General features: G+C 62.8%; 15 protein-coding genes. 5 read left to right on the top strand and 10 right to left on the bottom strand.

Going from position 1 to position 14997, the window contains the following annotated elements; all coding sequences use genetic code 11:
- Positions 1–122 precede the first annotated feature (122 nt).
- Entirely contained in the window at positions 123–683 is a 561-nt protein-coding gene (gene chrR / locus AA098_RS18885) for a class I chromate reductase ChrR (RefSeq protein ID WP_003251456.1), read from the top strand.
- A 103-nt stretch (positions 684–786) separates the two neighbouring features.
- Here chrR and AA098_RS18880 read toward each other — a convergent pair whose 3' ends face one another.
- Positions 787–2859 (bottom strand): TonB-dependent receptor domain-containing protein, encoded by a 2073-nt coding sequence (locus AA098_RS18880; RefSeq protein ID WP_064614912.1) that lies wholly within the window; start codon positions 2857–2859, stop codon positions 787–789.
- A 220-nt stretch (positions 2860–3079) separates the two neighbouring features.
- Between AA098_RS18880 and AA098_RS18875 the strand changes: the two genes are divergently transcribed.
- From AA098_RS18875 to AA098_RS18865, 3 genes are read left to right on the top strand one after another with little or no spacing between them, the layout of a single operon-like run.
- Positions 3080–3328 (top strand): helix-turn-helix domain-containing protein, encoded by a 249-nt coding sequence (locus AA098_RS18875; protein WP_003251454.1) that lies wholly within the window; start codon positions 3080–3082, stop codon positions 3326–3328.
- Positions 3329–3340: 12 nt separating this feature from the next.
- The gene (locus tag AA098_RS18870) at positions 3341–3688 is read left to right on the top strand and encodes a head completion/stabilization protein (RefSeq protein ID WP_004576944.1); all 348 of its coding nucleotides are present in this window, start codon (positions 3341–3343) and stop codon (positions 3686–3688) included.
- Positions 3681–4043 (top strand): hypothetical protein, encoded by a 363-nt coding sequence (locus AA098_RS18865; RefSeq protein WP_004576943.1) that lies wholly within the window; start codon positions 3681–3683, stop codon positions 4041–4043. Before AA098_RS18870 ends, AA098_RS18865 begins: the two co-directional genes overlap by 8 nt.
- On the opposite strand, the gene AA098_RS18860 is transcribed toward AA098_RS18865, so the two are convergent.
- Positions 4040–4417, bottom strand: a complete 378-nt coding sequence (locus AA098_RS18860) for a helix-turn-helix domain-containing protein (protein ID WP_003251451.1) — start codon at positions 4415–4417, stop codon at positions 4040–4042. The genes AA098_RS18865 and AA098_RS18860 overlap by 4 nt on opposite strands.
- 179 nt (positions 4418–4596) lie before the next feature.
- On the opposite strand from AA098_RS18860, the gene AA098_RS18855 reads away from it, so the two are divergent.
- Positions 4597–4860, top strand: a complete 264-nt coding sequence (locus AA098_RS18855) for an ogr/Delta-like zinc finger family protein (protein WP_004576942.1) — start codon at positions 4597–4599, stop codon at positions 4858–4860.
- A gap of 90 nt (positions 4861–4950) precedes the next feature.
- Here the strand turns inward: AA098_RS18855 and nuoN are convergent, their stop codons facing one another.
- From nuoN to nuoG, 8 genes are read right to left on the bottom strand one after another with little or no spacing between them, the layout of a single operon-like run.
- Positions 4951–6420: an NADH-quinone oxidoreductase subunit NuoN gene (nuoN, locus tag AA098_RS18850; RefSeq protein ID WP_003251449.1), complete on the bottom strand. Its 1470-nt coding sequence runs from the start codon at positions 6418–6420 to the stop codon at positions 4951–4953.
- A gap of 7 nt (positions 6421–6427) precedes the next feature.
- Entirely contained in the window at positions 6428–7960 is a 1533-nt protein-coding gene (gene nuoM / locus AA098_RS18845) for an NADH-quinone oxidoreductase subunit M (RefSeq protein WP_003251448.1), read from the bottom strand.
- A 40-nt stretch (positions 7961–8000) separates the two neighbouring features.
- Positions 8001–9854: an NADH-quinone oxidoreductase subunit L gene (gene nuoL / locus AA098_RS18840; protein ID WP_003251447.1), complete on the bottom strand. Its 1854-nt coding sequence runs from the start codon at positions 9852–9854 to the stop codon at positions 8001–8003.
- Positions 9851–10159: an NADH-quinone oxidoreductase subunit NuoK gene (nuoK, locus tag AA098_RS18835; RefSeq protein WP_003251446.1), complete on the bottom strand. Its 309-nt coding sequence runs from the start codon at positions 10157–10159 to the stop codon at positions 9851–9853. Before nuoK ends, nuoL begins: the two co-directional genes overlap by 4 nt.
- Positions 10160–10162: 3 nt before the next feature.
- The gene (gene nuoJ / locus AA098_RS18830; RefSeq protein ID WP_003251444.1) at positions 10163–10663 is read right to left on the bottom strand and encodes an NADH-quinone oxidoreductase subunit J; all 501 of its coding nucleotides are present in this window, start codon (positions 10661–10663) and stop codon (positions 10163–10165) included.
- 10 nt (positions 10664–10673) lie between these two features.
- Positions 10674–11222 (bottom strand): NADH-quinone oxidoreductase subunit NuoI, encoded by a 549-nt coding sequence (gene nuoI / locus AA098_RS18825; RefSeq protein ID WP_003251442.1) that lies wholly within the window; start codon positions 11220–11222, stop codon positions 10674–10676.
- Between the two features lie 11 nt (positions 11223–11233).
- Positions 11234–12241, bottom strand: coding sequence for an NADH-quinone oxidoreductase subunit NuoH (gene nuoH / locus AA098_RS18820; protein ID WP_003251440.1), 1008 nt, complete (start codon positions 12239–12241; stop codon positions 11234–11236).
- Positions 12238–14952: an NADH-quinone oxidoreductase subunit NuoG gene (gene nuoG, locus AA098_RS18815; protein ID WP_064614910.1), complete on the bottom strand. Its 2715-nt coding sequence runs from the start codon at positions 14950–14952 to the stop codon at positions 12238–12240. The genes nuoH and nuoG overlap by 4 nt, the downstream gene beginning before the upstream one ends.
- Positions 14953–14997: the final 45 nt, after the last annotated feature.

Here is a 14997-nt window from a genome sequence, read left to right as displayed (position 1 = left end):
TATGAAGTCATAGACCGTGAAACAGATGCGGAAGTTTTCGTCCTGCGGAAAAAAACTTAGGCACTGGAGAACGGTCATCTATAACTACAACGTCTATTTAACCCGCAAAGGTTGGAATTGCCATGAGCCAGGTGTATTCGGTAGCAGTCGTCGTGGGCAGCTTGCGCAAGGAGTCCTACAACCGCAAGGTCGCCCGCGCACTTTCGGAGCTGGCGCCGTCCAGCCTTGCGCTGAAGATCGTCGAGATTGGCGACCTGCCGCTGTACAACGAAGATATCGAAGCCGAGGCACCGCCGGAAACCTGGAAGCGTTTTCGCGATGAAATCCGCCGCAGTGATGCGGTGCTGTTCGTCACCCCGGAATACAACCGCTCGGTGCCAGGCTGCCTGAAAAATGCCATCGATGTGGGTTCGCGTCCTTACGGGCAAAGTGCCTGGAGCGGCAAGCCGACGGCGGTGGTGAGTGTGTCGCCGGGGGCGATTGGTGGCTTTGGCGCCAACCATGCGGTGCGCCAGTCGCTGGTGTTTCTCGACATGCCCTGCATGCAGATGCCCGAGGCTTACCTTGGCGGTGCGGCGAGCTTGTTCGAGGATTCGGGCAAGCTCAACGACAAGACGCGACCGTTCTTGCAGGCGTTTGTCGACAGGTTTGCTTCATGGGTGAAGTTGAACAGGGCGGTCTGAGCCCCGAATGATGCTGTGCCGCGCCCCCCCGTAGGAGCGGGTTTACCCGCGAATGCGTCATTGAATTTGCCGACGCATTCGCAGGTAAATCCGCGCCTACCCGTCAGCGGAAGCTGTAGGAAACCCCGGCATATACGCCAAATCCTTCGCCCGGTGTCGAACGGGCATTGTCCTTGCCAGCGTCGTTGTAGGCCGGCGTCACGGTCGCTGCATAGCGCTGGTTGGTCAGGTTGCGCAGGTCCAGCCAGGTCTGCCAGTCCTGTTTCGGTGAGTCCCAGCCAACGCGTGCGCCGAGCAAGGCATATTCATCGGCGTGGTAGCTATTGGCGTAGTCCACCTGCACCTTCGAAGCCATTTGTGTGTTGACCCCGGCATAGAAGCCGCTCGGCCAGTCATAGCGCAGCTCGGCCTGGTAGTAGTGCATGGGGATGCCGGGCAGACGGTTGTCGCCAAACGTGTCGTCATCACGGTAGTGGAAGTCGCTGAAGGTGTAGGCCTGGCGCAAGCTCAGCTTGCCAGTGCCCGCGCGTTCCCACAGGGTGCTGTCGAGGCCGGCTTCAACGCCTTGGTGCACGGTAGCGCTGGCGTTGAATTCCGAGGTGAAGTTCGGCACTACCTCAACGGCCAGCAGTTCGTGGCGCACTTGCGAGTAGTACCAGGCCAGGTCCCAGCGGCCGAGCGCCGAGTCGCCACGGGCGCCCAGTTCCAGGGTGGTGGCTGTCTGGTTCTGCATCTTGATCGGCTGGATCTGCTTGCCGCCTGTGCTGGGCGCGCTCCAGATCAGCGACCACGGGTGTGGCGGCTCTACCGAGCGGCTCAGGTTGCCGTACACCTGCAAGTCCGGGCGGATGTCGTAGCGCAGCCCCAGGCGGGGGGCATAGTCCCAGTCATGCATGCTCACCTTGCCGCCTTCAGCGGGGTAGGTCACGTCACTTTCGCGGCGTGTGTAGACCATGGCCAGGCCGGTGCTCAGCCACAGGTTGGGGACCAGTTCCAGATCGTTGCCAACATGCAGCACGGTGTCCGAGCCCTGGTAGGTGAAGTCACGGGTGCGCTCGCCGAACACATCGCCATTGCGGGTAAATTGCGACGCGCCGCTGTTGGGCAGGTGCTTGGTGGTACGCCAACCGACGGTGGTCTTGCTCTCGCGACCGAACAGTGTGTCGCGGCGGAAATAGTTCAGCGTACCGCTGACATCGGTATAGGCGACCTTCAGGCGCATGGGGCCTTCGCGCAGGTCCATCGGGTAGTCGTGATAGACCACGCCGGCTTCCAGGCGCGCCTCGTCGTCGAGGTAGAAGGTGGTCTTGTTGCCCACCCAGGTGCTGCCTGGTTGCGGGCGGCTGTCGTCGCGTGCCAGATAGTTGGGGTTGGCCGCGCGTGGGTGGTGCTTGATCTGGTCTTTGGTCAGGCGCCCAGGCAGTTCGTTTTCAGTTTCCCGGTAGCGCAGGTAGAAGCGGGTTTCCAGGTCGGGGTTGAAGCGGTAACCGACATTGGCGGCAATGCCCTTGGCGCTGCCGCTGCTGTGCGCCTGGTAGCCGTCATATTCCGAGTCGGTCAGGGCCACGTAATAGTCGAGATTGCCCAGCACCTGGCCCGAACTGATGTGCCGATGCTGGTAGCCGCGGCTACCGACCTCGTAGCGTACTTGCAGTGCAGGCGCGTCGTAGCCGGTGTGGGTGACGTAGTTGATGGCACCGCCCAAGGCCAGGGAGCCTTGGTCAAAGCCATTGGCGCCACGCAGCACTTCGGCACGGCTCAGCCACAGCGGTTCGAACAATTCGTAAGGCGTGCCGCCCGGGCCGGTCAGCGGCAGGCCGTCGAACATCGTGTAAACGCCGGAACCGTGCGCCCCCGGCGCGCGGTTGAGGCCCGAGCCGCGTATCGACAGCTTGATGCCGTCGTTGCCTGCCGATTGGGCGAACACCCCAGGCTGGTAGGCCAGCACGTCCTGGTTGCTGGCCACTCGGCCTTGCCCCACGCGCTGCATGTCCACCAGGTTGCTGGCTCCCGGTATTTCACGCAGGCGCTCGCTGGCTGCCGTCAGCTCGTTCTGCTCCTCATCGGTGATCAGCACTCGGCCCAATTCGACCGAGGATGCCCCCAGAGCGGGCTGAGTAGCAGCCAAGGCCGCCAGCAGACCGAGGCAGGACGAGAGGGGTAAATCGGAACGCATTGTACGACTCCAGGCGAAAGGCGAATGGACAACGGCGTTGAGACGAGCGAAATGCGGCTTGGAGCACGCAGAAAGTCAGCAAATCGTGCGTAACCTTCGTCATACGGTCTTGTACGAAAGTTCTTTACAAACCACGGCGGTGGAGGTGGGTGGCCTGTGCTTCGTAAGGTGACTGCAGGTAGGCAGTAATGCCTCGCTCAATCACCCGTGGAGTTCAAACATGACTGACAACGCTCGACACTCGCAGCAACCCTTGGCGGACGCCCCGGTTCGCCTGACGCCACGTGAACAGCAAGTGCTGTTGTGGTGTGCTTATGGCAAGAGCTCGTGGGAGATCGGCCAGATCCTTGAATGCAAGGAGTCGACGGTGAACTTTCACGTGTCCAACATCCTGCGCAAATTTGAAGTGCCTACCCGGGTGGCAGCTGTGATCAAGGCCATTCGCTACGGCATGCTGGCCGAGCAGTAAGGGGGGTAGAGCATGAGCAACGATCCTCGGCTACCGCGCTTTGCCGATTGCCATGACCCGTTCTGGCCGCGGGTGGATTTGGGCAGTTTGCGTGAGCACCTGCAACTGCCGCGGTCTGTCAGTGATGCTGCTTTGGAAGTGGCCGCGCGCTGCGCTGCTATCGAGGCTGCACGCGAATTCGCCCGCTGGCGGTCAGTGCTGCGAGAGCGGGGCTACAAGCGCCTCGAGGATGTGGCCGGGCATGATCATGGGCGTGCCTTGCGGGTGTGCTACATCCGTTTTGTCGAAGCGGCGGTCATGTATAGCCTGGGGGCAACCGCCTGCCTGCCTGTTCCGCGCGGAGGGCAAGCCCATGCCTGAGCGACCTGTTTTAGACAGTTTGACCTCGGCATTGGTGGCGTTCCTGGGGGTGGATGGCGATGTGTTGTTCGCCGCGTTGCTGGGGGCATTGCTGGTGAGCGCGGCACGCGATCGATTGATCACCAATGAGACCAGGCGCCTGACACTGGCCAAGAAACTCCTGCTGGTATTCGTGACCGTGGGCGTGGGCCATTTGTTTGAGCCACTGGTTTCGTCATTGGTGCCTTTGCTGACTCGGGGCATGTCGGCATTCGTGGCCGCTGTGGTGGTGATCCCCATCAGCCTCAAGGTCATGGTCTGGCTGGATACACTCGACCCGCGCGAACTCATCCAGCGCTGGCGCCGTCGGGGTTAGCCATTGGTTGCGCCGCCGAGCTCGCTCAGTTGCTGTTCCAACTGCTGGATGCGCTGCTTGTCCTTGATGAACAGCAGGATGGCCTGGCGATCGCTGTGCGAGAGCGTGCGCAGCCGTTCGAGCATGTCGCACTCCCAACCCGCATCACTTGGTGCGGCGTTGTGCTCGGCATGGCCCAGCAATAGCCAGTCCAGAGAGCATGCATGCTTTTTGGCGATGTCTATGCAAAGTGAGTAAGGGATGCTTTCGCGAACCTTCCAGCTGCTCAGCGTTTGCGGGCTGACCGACAGTGCACGTGACAGCTCGGCATCTGTGTTTGCGCCAGTGAGAAGCTTAAGGCGGGTGAGCACCTCAGCAAGTATGTGAGTACTCATAACAAATATCCATGACTGGTTTAATGATATTCCATGGGCTTAAACTACTCGTTATGAATACAGCCCTGCGTTTTAAGGAGCACTTCTGCAATGAGAACCATCAAATTGAAGAATACACCCACAGTTGCAGCCAATACTGATACACAGGCTAGCCTGGGCAATGCTAGCAGGTACTTGCCGTGAGTACTTACAAGCTGGTTTGCCCGCATTGCCACAGCCGGATGCGCATACGTACTAGCGAAGGGCGCCATATTTTCCTGCGAATCGCTTATTTGCAATGCACCACCGAGGCGTGTGGCTGGTCAGTGCGCGCCGAATTCGAAATGACCCATGAACTCTCCCCCAGCGGCATGCCCAACCCGGAAGTGTACCTGCCTTCGGCCAATGGTGATTTGCGCAAGGCCGCCTTGCCGGGCGCCGGCCAGGGCTGCCCGAGTGAGTGAGGCACCATTGGGCGCAGGTAACAAAACGTGCAGATAAAAAAACACCCCGCCTAGGCGGGGTGTTTTCTATTACTGGGGCTGCCAGGGTGATCAACCGATCAGTTGCAGGCCCGCTTGCTGAACCAGTTCCAGCAGCGGTTGCGGGTACACACCCAGTACGAAAGCGAGAATGGCGATAGCCAGCAGCATGACGCCGCCGGTGCGCTGTTCCCACTTCAGCGGGGCGTCGTGACGACGCAGATTCGGCTCGACCAGGTACAGGGTAACCATGACGCGCAGGTAATAGTACACGCCGATGGCACTACCGATCACCAGTGCACCGACCAACCACCACAGGTGCGATTCGACGCCGGTAGCGATGATGTAGAACTTGCCGATGAAGCCGGCGGTCAGCGGGATACCCGCCAGCGACAGCATCATCACGGTCAGTACCGCTGTCAGGTACGGGCGGCGCCAGAACAGGCCGCGGTACTCGTACAGGGCATCGGCGTCACGGCCGCCGTATGGCGAGGACATCAGGGTGATGACGCCGAAGGCGCCCAGGCTGGTGATCACGTAGGTGACCAGGTAAACGCCCATGGCTTCCAGGGCCAGGCCCTTGCTGGCGACCAACGCGATGACCAGGTAACCGAAGTGGGCGATGGACGAGTAACCCAGCAGACGCTTGAGGTTGCTCTGGGTCAGCGCCAGCAGGTTACCAATCAGGATCGAGGCTACGGCAATCACCGCCAGTACGGTGCTGAGCACGCCGCTGCTGGCAGCAGGGGAGAGCATGAACAGGCGTACGACAACGGCGAATACTGCCACCTTGCTGGCGGTTGCCAGGAACGCGGCGACCGGCGCCGGAGCGCCTTCGTACACGTCCGGGGTCCACAGATGGAACGGCACCAGCGACAGCTTGAAGGCCAGGCCGACCAGCATCATGCCCAGGCCCAGCTGGGCCACCAGGCTTGGCATGCTGGTGGTAGCCAGGGCTTTGCCGATCTGGTCGAAGCTCAGGCTGCCGGCGTCGGCGTACAGCAGTGCCATGCCGAACAGCAGGAAAGCCGAGCCTGCGGCCGACAGCACCATGTACTTGATGCCGGCTTCCAGCGATCGCTTGTTGAAGAAGGCATACGCCACCAGGCCGTAGACCGGTACCGACAGCAGCTCCAGGCCGATGAACAGGCCGGCCAGGTGGTTGGCGCTGACCAGCACCAGGCCACCGAGGGCCGACATCAGCAGCAACAGGTACAGTTCTTCACGGTTGCCCGGGAAACCCTTGGAGCCCTCGCCGAGGTAGGCGTGGGCAAGGGTGACGCAGGCCAGCGTCGCGATGAGGATGATCGCCATGTACAGGCAGGCGAATTTGTCGATGGTGATCAGCGAGGTGACCGCCAGCGGCGCGACCTTAAGCGCCGGCAGGAGCGACAGCAGGGCCAGGTTCAGGCCCACGGTGGACAGCAGGAAGGTCTGCGAGTGGTTGCGCTTCCAGGCGATCGCCAGCATCACCACCACCGTGGTGATGGTGGTGATCAGCATCGGCGCCAATGCGATGAAGTGTTGAGTGGTGAATTCCATAGCGCTCTTACCGGGCCGAAGCGAGTTGAGTGAAAGCGGATCCGAGCCACTGCTGCACACCACTCATGGTGGCGGCAGAGGTGTCGAGGAACGGCTGCGGATACACGCCCAGCAGGATCAGCAATACCGCCAGACCCAGAACCATGATCAGTTCGCGACCGTCCATGCCGGCCAGCACGGTGTCGGTCTTGGCCGGGCCGAAGTAGGCGCGGTGGATCATGATCAGCGAGTACACCGAACCGAACACCAGGCCGGTGGTGGCAATCACGGTGATCCACGGTACATGCACGAAGCTGCCGATCAGGATCAGGAACTCGCCGACGAAGTTGCCGGTGCCTGGCAGGCCCAGCGATGCCGCTGCGAAGAACAGGCTGATGGCCGGCAGGTAAGCGATGCGGTGCCACAGGCCACCCATCTGGCGCATGTCACGGGTGTGCAGGCGCTCGTACAGCTGGCCGGACAGGATGAACAGTGCCGCAGCCGACAGGCCGTGGGCCAGCATCTGGATCACCGCACCTTGCAGGGCCTGCTGGCTGCCGGAGTAGATACCGATCAGCACGAAGCCCATGTGCGAGACGCTGGAGAAGGCGATCAGGCGCTTGATGTCGGTTTGTGCGAAGGCCAGGAAGGCACCGTAGAAGATACCGATCAGGCCCAGGGTCATGGCGATCGGCGCGAACTCGGCCGAGGCGTTCGGGAACAGCGGCAGGGCGAAGCGCAGCAGGCCGTAGGCCGCGGTCTTCAGCAAGATGCCCGCCAGGTCCACCGAGCCTGCGGTCGGTGCCTGGGCGTGAGCGTCAGGCAGCCAGGAGTGGAACGGCACTACCGGCAGCTTCACCGCGAAGGCGATGAAGAAGCCCAGCATCAGCACGTACTCGACACCGGCTGGCAACTCGGCCTTGAGCAGGTCGCTGTAGTTGAAGGTGAGCACGCCAGTGGTGTTGTAGTTGACCAGCACCAGGCCCAGGATCGCCACCAGCATGATCAGGCCGCTGGCCTGGGTGAAGATGAAGAACTTGGTCGCCGCGTAGATCCGGGTCTTCTTGCCATCTGCCGAGCTGTGACCCCAGAGCGCGATGAGGAAGTACATCGGCACCAGCATCATTTCCCAGAAGAAGAAGAACAGGAACAGGTCCAGGGCCAGGAACACACCGACCACGCCGCCGAGGATCCACATCAGGTTGAGGTGGAAGAAGCCGACGTGGCGCTGGATCTCTTTCCAGGAACACAGTACCGACAGCACACCGAGCAGGCCGGTGAGCAGGATCATCAGCAGCGACAGGCCATCAAGGGCCAGATGGATGCTGATGCCGAAGCGCTGGATCCACTGGACTTTGTATTCCAGGGCCCAGGCCGGTTCGGCGCCCGGGGCGGGAGCAAGGGTGTAGTCGCCGGTACCCCACAGCCACAGGCCGATGCCAAGCAGCAGGGACATGGTAAGCAGCGCGATCCAGCGCGGCAGGGTGGCGCCGAAGCGCTCACCCAGCCAGCACAGGAAGCCGCCGATGAAGGGGATCAGGATCAGCCAAGGCAAAATCATGACGGGTTGGTTTCCTTTGGCAAAGTCGCAAGATTCATAGTCATACCGCAGCCACTACCACGGCACCGAGCACCAGCACGGCACCCACGGCGATAGAGGCGGTGTACCAGCGCAGTTGGCCAGTCTCGGTCTTGCTCATGGCCACGTGGCCACCACGCGCCATCCGAGGAATCAGGCCGATGGTGCGGTCAACCGGGTCCTTGCGCAGGATGTGGCTGATCAGCAGGTACGGTTTGACGAAAAGCTTGTCGTAGATCCAGTCGAAGCCCCAGGCAGCGAACCACCAGGCCGACAGGACGCGACCGATGCCACTGTTGGCGACGGCGCTGACGAAGCGGCGCTTGCCCAGGAACAGCAGGGCTGCCAGCAGGATACCGGCGATGGCGATGGCACCCGAGGTGATCTCCAGCGCGTGCTTGGCTTCGCCACCGGCATGGCCGGCGCTTTCAGGCAGCACACCGGCCAGCGGCGGGGTGATCCAGGCGCCGACGAAGGTCGACAGCACGATCAGCACGCCCAGCGGCAGCCAGTGGCTGATGCCGTGGCCCGCGTGGGCTTCGGTCTTGGCTTCGCCGTGGAAGGCGATGAAGATCAGGCGGAAGGTGTACAGCGAGGTCATGAACGCGCCTACCAGGCCGGCATACAGCAGGCCGGTGTTGCCGCTGGCGAAGGCTTCCCAGAGGATCTCGTCCTTGGAGTAGAAGCCCACGGTCACGATCGGCAGGGCCGCCAGTGCCGCACCACCGACCACGAAGCTGGCGTAGGCCAGCGGCAGCTTCTTCCACAGGCCGCCCATCTTGAAGATGTTCTGCTCGTGGTGGCAGGCAACGATCACCGCACCGGAGGCAAGGAACAGCAGGGCCTTGAAGAAGGCGTGGGTCATCAGGTGGAAGATCGCCGCGTCCCAGGCACCCACGCCCAGGGCCAGGAACATGTAGCCGATCTGGCTCATGGTCGAGTAGGCGAGGATACGCTTGATATCGGTCTGTACCAGCGCAGCGAAGCCTGCCAGTACCAGGGTCACGCCACCGACCACACCTACAAGGTGCAGGATGTCCGGCGCCAGCAGGAACAGGCCGTTGGTACGGGCGATCAGGTACACGCCCGCGGTCACCATGGTTGCGGCGTGGATCAGTGCCGAAACCGGAGTCGGGCCCGCCATGGCGTCGGCCAGCCAGGTCTGCAGTGGCAGCTGTGCCGATTTACCGACCGCACCACCCAGCAGCATCAGCGTGGCCAGCACCATCCAGGTGTCGCCAGCCTGGAACTTCTGCGGTGCTAGCACCAGCAGTTCCTGCACGTTCAGGGTGCCCAGCTGGGCGAACAGGATGAACAGGCCGATGGCCATGAACACGTCGCCGATACGGGTGACGATGAATGCCTTGAGTGCCGCGTTACCGTTGTTGCGGTTGCTGTAGTAGAAACCGATCAACAGGTACGAGCACAGGCCCACGCCTTCCCAGCCGAAGTAGATGAACAGCAGGTTATCGCCAAGGATCAGGAACAGCATGCTGGCGATGAACAGGTTGGTGTACGAGAAGAAGCGCGAGTAGCCGGCTTCGCCACGCATGTACCAGGATGCGAACAGGTGGATCAGGAAGCCGACACCGGTCACCACACCGAGCATGGTGACCGACAGGCCGTCCAGGTACAGGGTGAAGTTCGGCGCAAAGCCGTCCACCGACATCCACTGCCACAGCAGCTGGCTGTACGCGCCGCCCTCAGGCGGGGCGACGTTGAACTGCCAGATGACGTAAGCGGCCGTGGCGGCCGACAGGCCTACCGAGCCGACGCCGATCAGGGCGGACAGGTTCTCCGAGAACCGTCCGCGCGAGAACGACAGCAGCAGGAAGCCGATGAGGGGAAAGACGAAAGTCAGGAAGAGAAGGTTCATCCGCGCATCTCACTGGCAGCATCGATGTCGAGAGTGTGGAAGCGGCGATACAGCTGCAGCAGGATGGCCAGGCCAATGCTGGCCTCGGCGGCTGCCAGGCTGATCACCAGAATGAACATCACCTGGCCGTCGGGCTGGACCCAACGGGCACCGGCGACGACGAACGCCAGGGCAGAGGCGTTCATCATGACTTCCAGGCTCATGAGCACGAAGAGGATGTTGCGGCGGACCATCAGGCCAACCAGACCTAAGCAGAACAGGATGCCGGCGACCGCCAGACCATGCTCGAGAGGGATAGCACCCATGATTTACTCCTTCGCCTCGTTGCGGCCCAGGTGGAAGGCGGTGACGGCTGCAGCCAGCAGCAGCATCGACGCCAGTTCGACCACCAGCAGGTACGGGCCGAACAGGCTGATGCCCACGGCTTTCGGGCCCACGGTGGTACCGCTGATGCCGGCGCCGCTCGGGGCGACGAACAGGACGTACAGCAGCTCCGCCAGCAGCAGGGTGCCGAGGATCACCGGCCCTGCCCAGATACCGGGCTTGAGCCAGCCCCGTTCCTGGGCGACCGAAGCCGGCCCGAGGTTGAGCATCATCACCACGAACACGAACAGCACCATGATGGCGCCGGCGTAGGCGATCACTTCCAGGGCGCCGGCAAACGGCGCACCCAGGGCGAAGAAGATCATGGCCACGGAAATCAGCGAAATGATCAGGTAAAGCAAGGCGTGCACGGGGTTGGTGCCAGTTACCACCCGAAGGGTGGAGACCACGGCGATCCCGGATGCGAAGTAGAAAGCGAATTCCATCTTTCTGTCCTTATGGGAGCAAGCTCTTCACGTTGATCGGCTCGGCTTCGTTCTGTGCAGAGCCCTTCGGCTTGCCAGCGATTGCCATACCCGCAACACGGTAGAAGTTGTAGTCAGGGTTCTTGCCGGGGCCGGAGATCAGCAGATCTTCTTTCTCGTACACCAGGTCCTGACGCTTGAACTCGGCCATTTCGAAATCCGGAGTCAGCTGGATCGCGGTGGTCGGGCACGCTTCTTCACACAGGCCGCAGAAAATGCAACGCGAGAAGTTGATGCGGAAGAACTCCGGGTACCAGCGGCCGTCCTCTGTCTCGGCCTTCTGCAGCGAAATGCAGCCAACCGGGCAGGCCACCGCGCAGAGGTTGCACGCTACGCAGCGCTCCTCGCCATCGGGGTCGCGGGTGAGGACGATGCGGCCGCGGTAGCGCGGCGGCAGGTACACGGGTTCTTCGGGGTACTGCAGGGTGTCGCGCTTGCGGAACCCGTGGGAGAACACCATTGCCAGGCTGCGCAGCTGGGTGCCGGTGCCCTTAACGATGTCGCCGATATACTTGAACATGGGTCAAATCCTCACTGGGCCGCGACGGCTGGCGTGTTGTAGAGCACGATCGCAGCGGTCACCAGCAAATTGATCAGGGTCAGCGGCAGGCAGAACTTCCAGCTGAAGTCCATCACCTGGTCATAGCGTGGGCGCGGGATCGAGGCGCGCAGCAGGATGAACAGCATGATGAAGAACGCGGTCTTCAGGGCGAACCACAGGAACGACAGTTGCGGCAGGATGCCGAACGGGCCGTGCCAGCCGCCGAAGAACAGGGTTACCAGCAGCGCCGAGATGAGGATGATGCCGATGTACTCACCGACGAAGAACATGCCCCACTTCATGCCGGCATACTCGATGTGGTAGCCGTCGGCCAGTTCCTGTTCTGCTTCCGGCTGGTCGAACGGGTGACGGTGAGTCACGGCGACGCCAGCGATGAAGAAGGTGCAGAAGCCGAAGAACTGCGGAATGATGAACCACAGGTTCTGCGCCTGGTACTCAACGATGTCGCGCATGTTGAACGAGCCCACCTGCACCACCACGCCCATCAGCGCCAGGCCCAGGAACACCTCGTACGACACGGTCTGTGCCGAAGCACGCAAGCTGCCCAGCAGGGCGTACTTGTTGTTCGACGACCAGCCGGCGAACAGCACCGCGTAGACCGACAGGCCGGCCATGGCGAAGAAGAACAGCAGGCCGATGTTCAGGTCGGCAACGCCCCAGGTCGGGGTGATCGGGATGACCACGAAGGCGATCAGCAGGGCGCTCATGGCCACTACCGGTGCCAGGGTGAAGATCACGCGGTCGACGAAGGGTGGGTTCCAGTCTTCCTTGAAGAACATCTTCAGCATGTCGGCAGCGATCTGGAACATGCCGAACGGGCCGACGCGGTTCGGACCGTAACGGTCCTGCCACCAGCCCAGCAGGCGGCGCTCGACGAAGCTGAGCAGCGCACCGCAGACCACCACGGCCAGCAGGACCACGATGGCCCGCAGCACGGTGAGGATCACATCGATCACTTCGGGGGTGAACCAGCTCATTGTGCTGCCTCCTGCAGACCTTCGACGGATGCACCGAAGATGGCAGGCGGAATGCCAGCCAGGCCTTTCGGCAGCGCGACCAGGCCAGCGCCCAGCTCTTCATTGATACGCAGCGGCAGGCGCAGGGCCACACCGGCGACGTTCAGGCTCAGCAGGGCACCCTCGTTGACGCCCAGGCGGTCGGCTTCGGACTTGGCCAGGGCCACGTAGGCAGCCGGGATGCGTTCTTGAACCGGGGCGGCGCGCGAGGAGCTTTCTTCGCTGCCGAACAGGTGGAAGAACGGTACGGCAGTCCAGGTACCACGGGCCGGGTTGAAGGCCCCCGGAATGGCGTTGAACCAGTTCAGGCGGTCACCTTGCGATTCGATCAGGCGCACGCCCGGGTCACCGGCACGCAGGTGGCCACCGACCTCGTCCTGAAACTTGTTCCAGGCTTGTGGGGAGTTCCAGCCCGGCGACCAGGCGAACGGCACCTGCTGGCGCGGTTCGGCCGAACCCGAGTAGCCTTCCATGGAGAAGGCGAACGCGGTGTCCTTGTCTTGCGGGGTGCGCGGCTCGTGCACGCTGATGTTGGCACGCATGGCGGTACGGCCGGAGTAGCGCAGCGGCTCACGGGCCAGCTTCATGCCCTTGATGCGGAACGCAGCGCTTGGCGCGGCGTTGACGATGCCGGCCAGTTGCGGGGCGGCTTCGGCGCAGGCGCTGGTGACGTGGTCCAGCTGGGTCCAGTCGACCGGCTTGTTCAGCAGGGTGGCACGCAGGGCGTGCATCCAGCGCCAGCCTTCGTGGATCTGGATGCTGCTGTCCAGGTACTGCGGGTCGAACACCTGGAAGAAGCGCTGGGCACGGCCTTCCTGGCTGACCAGGGTACCGTCACCCTCGGCGAACGAGGCGGCCGGCAGCACCAGGTGGGCGCGGTCGACGGTGGCAGTTTTGGAGTGGTCGGCAACGATCACCACCTTGGCCGCAGCCAGGGCTGCATCGACCTTGGCGGCCGGTACGCGGGCGTACAGGTCGTTTTCCAGCACGACGATGGCGTCTGCTTTGCCGCTGATGACCGCGTCCAGGGCGGCATCGACCGACTCGCCACCGAGCATGGCCAGGCCGATGCTGTTGGCCTCAGGCACCACCAGGCTCAGCGAGCCGTTTTTCTCGCGCAGCTTCAGGGCCTTGGCGATGTTGGCGGCGGCTTCGATCAGCGCCGGGTCGGCCAGCGACGTACCGGCAACGACCAGTGGGCGCTTGGCGGCGACCAGGGCGTCGGCGATGCGCTGGGCCAGGGCCTTGGCTTCGTCGTCCAGGCCGGCGACGGCAGGGGCGCTCGGGTCGATGGCGTGGGCCACGGCGAAACCGATGCGGGCCAGGTCGGCCGGCGCGGCGTGTACGCACTCTTCGGCGACGTCGTCCAGCTTGGTTTCCGCCAGGGACGCGATGAACAGTGGGTACAGCGCGTGCTGGCCAATGTTCTTCACAGCAGCGTCGAGCCAAGGCTGCACTTTCATCGCTTCGGCCATGGCCTCGGCCTTGCCTTTGGTGGCCTGGCGCACGGCCAGGGCAACGCGGGCAGCGGTCTGGGTCAGGTCTTCACCGAGCACGAACACGGCGTCGTGGTCTTCGATGTCGCGCAGGGTCGGCACGGGCAGCGGGCTGTTGTTCAGCACGTTCAGGGCCAGGCGTACGCGGGCCAGTTCGCCCGCTTCCATGCCCGAGTAGAAGTACTCGGCGCCGACCAGCTCACGCAGGCCGTAGTTGCTTTCGAGGCTGGCGCGTGGCGAGCCGATACCGACGATGGTACGGCCGCGCAGCAGGTCGGCGGCCTTGTCCAGGGCGGCGTCCAGGCCTAGCTTGGTACCGTCGGCCAGTTGTGGCTGGCGTGGGCGGTCCTTGCGGTTGACGTAGCCGTAGCCGAAGCGGCCGCGGTCGCACAGGAAGTACTGGTTGACCGAACCGTTGAAGCGGTTTTCGATACGGCGCAGTTCGCCGTAGCGCTCGCCCGGGCTGATGTTGCAGCCGCTGGAGCAGCCATGGCAGATGCTCGGGGCAAACTGCATGTCCCACTTGCGGTTGTAGCGCTCGGAGTGGGTCTTGTCGGTAAATACGCCGGTCGGGCAGACCTCGGTCAGGTTGCCGGAGAACTCGCTTTCCAGCACACCGTCTTCGACGCGGCCGAAGTACACGTTGTCGTGGGCGCCGTAGACGCCCAGGTCGGTACCACCGGCGTAGTCCTTGTAATAGCGCACGCAGCGGTAGCAGGCGATGCAGCGGTTCATCTCATGGGCGATGAACGGGCCGAGGTCCTGGTTCTGGTGGGTACGCTTGGTGAAACGGTAGCGGCGCTCGTTGTGGCCGGTCATTACCGTCATGTCCTGCAGGTGGCAGTGACCGCCTTCCTCGCACACCGGGCAGTCGTGCGGGTGGTTGGTCATCAGCCATTCGACGACGCTGGCGCGGAACGCCTTCGACTCTTCATCGTCGATGGAAATCCAAGTGCCGTCGGAAGCAGGGGTCATGCAGGACATGACGATACGACCACGGGTGTCGTTCTCGTCGGTGTACTGCTTGACTGCGCACTGCCGGCAGGCGCCAACGCTACCAAGCGCCGGGTGCCAGCAGAAATAAGGGATGTCGAGGCCGAGCGACAGACATGCCTGTAACAGGTTGTCTGCACCGTTGACTTCGAGCGCTTTGCCGTCTACGTGGATAGTGGCCATTGTTCAAAGTTCTTCGTTGGCCCGCGTGAGCGGGCGTGGCTAATG

The organism is Pseudomonas sp. JY-Q (assembly GCF_001655295.1).
GTDB classification, from domain to species: domain Bacteria; phylum Pseudomonadota; class Gammaproteobacteria; order Pseudomonadales; family Pseudomonadaceae; genus Aquipseudomonas; species Aquipseudomonas alloputida.
Note: the sequence above shows the minus strand (reverse complement) of the source record. Positions and strands in the feature narration are given on the sequence as shown.

Excerpts from the sequence above, each read along its gene's own strand:
- nuoI (WP_003251442.1), bottom strand. The coding sequence starts at position 11,222 with ATGTTCAAGTATATCGGCGACATCGTTAAGGGCACCGGCACCCAGCTG.
- nuoJ (WP_003251444.1), bottom strand. The coding sequence starts at position 10,663 with ATGGAATTCGCTTTCTACTTCGCATCCGGGATCGCCGTGGTCTCCACC.
- nuoL (WP_003251447.1), bottom strand. The coding sequence starts at position 9,854 with ATGAACCTTCTCTTCCTGACTTTCGTCTTTCCCCTCATCGGCTTCCTG.
- AA098_RS18870 (WP_004576944.1), top strand. The coding sequence starts at position 3,341 with ATGAGCAACGATCCTCGGCTACCGCGCTTTGCCGATTGCCATGACCCG.
- nuoK (WP_003251446.1), bottom strand. The coding sequence starts at position 10,159 with ATGGGTGCTATCCCTCTCGAGCATGGTCTGGCGGTCGCCGGCATCCTG.
- nuoN (WP_003251449.1), bottom strand. The coding sequence starts at position 6,420 with ATGGAATTCACCACTCAACACTTCATCGCATTGGCGCCGATGCTGATC.
- nuoG (WP_064614910.1), bottom strand. The coding sequence starts at position 14,952 with ATGGCCACTATCCACGTAGACGGCAAAGCGCTCGAAGTCAACGGTGCA.
- nuoH (WP_003251440.1), bottom strand. The coding sequence starts at position 12,241 with ATGAGCTGGTTCACCCCCGAAGTGATCGATGTGATCCTCACCGTGCTG.
- AA098_RS18865 (WP_004576943.1), top strand. The coding sequence starts at position 3,681 with ATGCCTGAGCGACCTGTTTTAGACAGTTTGACCTCGGCATTGGTGGCG.
- chrR (WP_003251456.1), top strand. The coding sequence starts at position 123 with ATGAGCCAGGTGTATTCGGTAGCAGTCGTCGTGGGCAGCTTGCGCAAG.
- AA098_RS18860 (WP_003251451.1), bottom strand. The coding sequence starts at position 4,417 with ATGAGTACTCACATACTTGCTGAGGTGCTCACCCGCCTTAAGCTTCTC.
- nuoM (WP_003251448.1), bottom strand. The coding sequence starts at position 7,960 with ATGATTTTGCCTTGGCTGATCCTGATCCCCTTCATCGGCGGCTTCCTG.
- AA098_RS18880 (WP_064614912.1), bottom strand. The coding sequence starts at position 2,859 with ATGCGTTCCGATTTACCCCTCTCGTCCTGCCTCGGTCTGCTGGCGGCC.
- AA098_RS18875 (WP_003251454.1), top strand. The coding sequence starts at position 3,080 with ATGACTGACAACGCTCGACACTCGCAGCAACCCTTGGCGGACGCCCCG.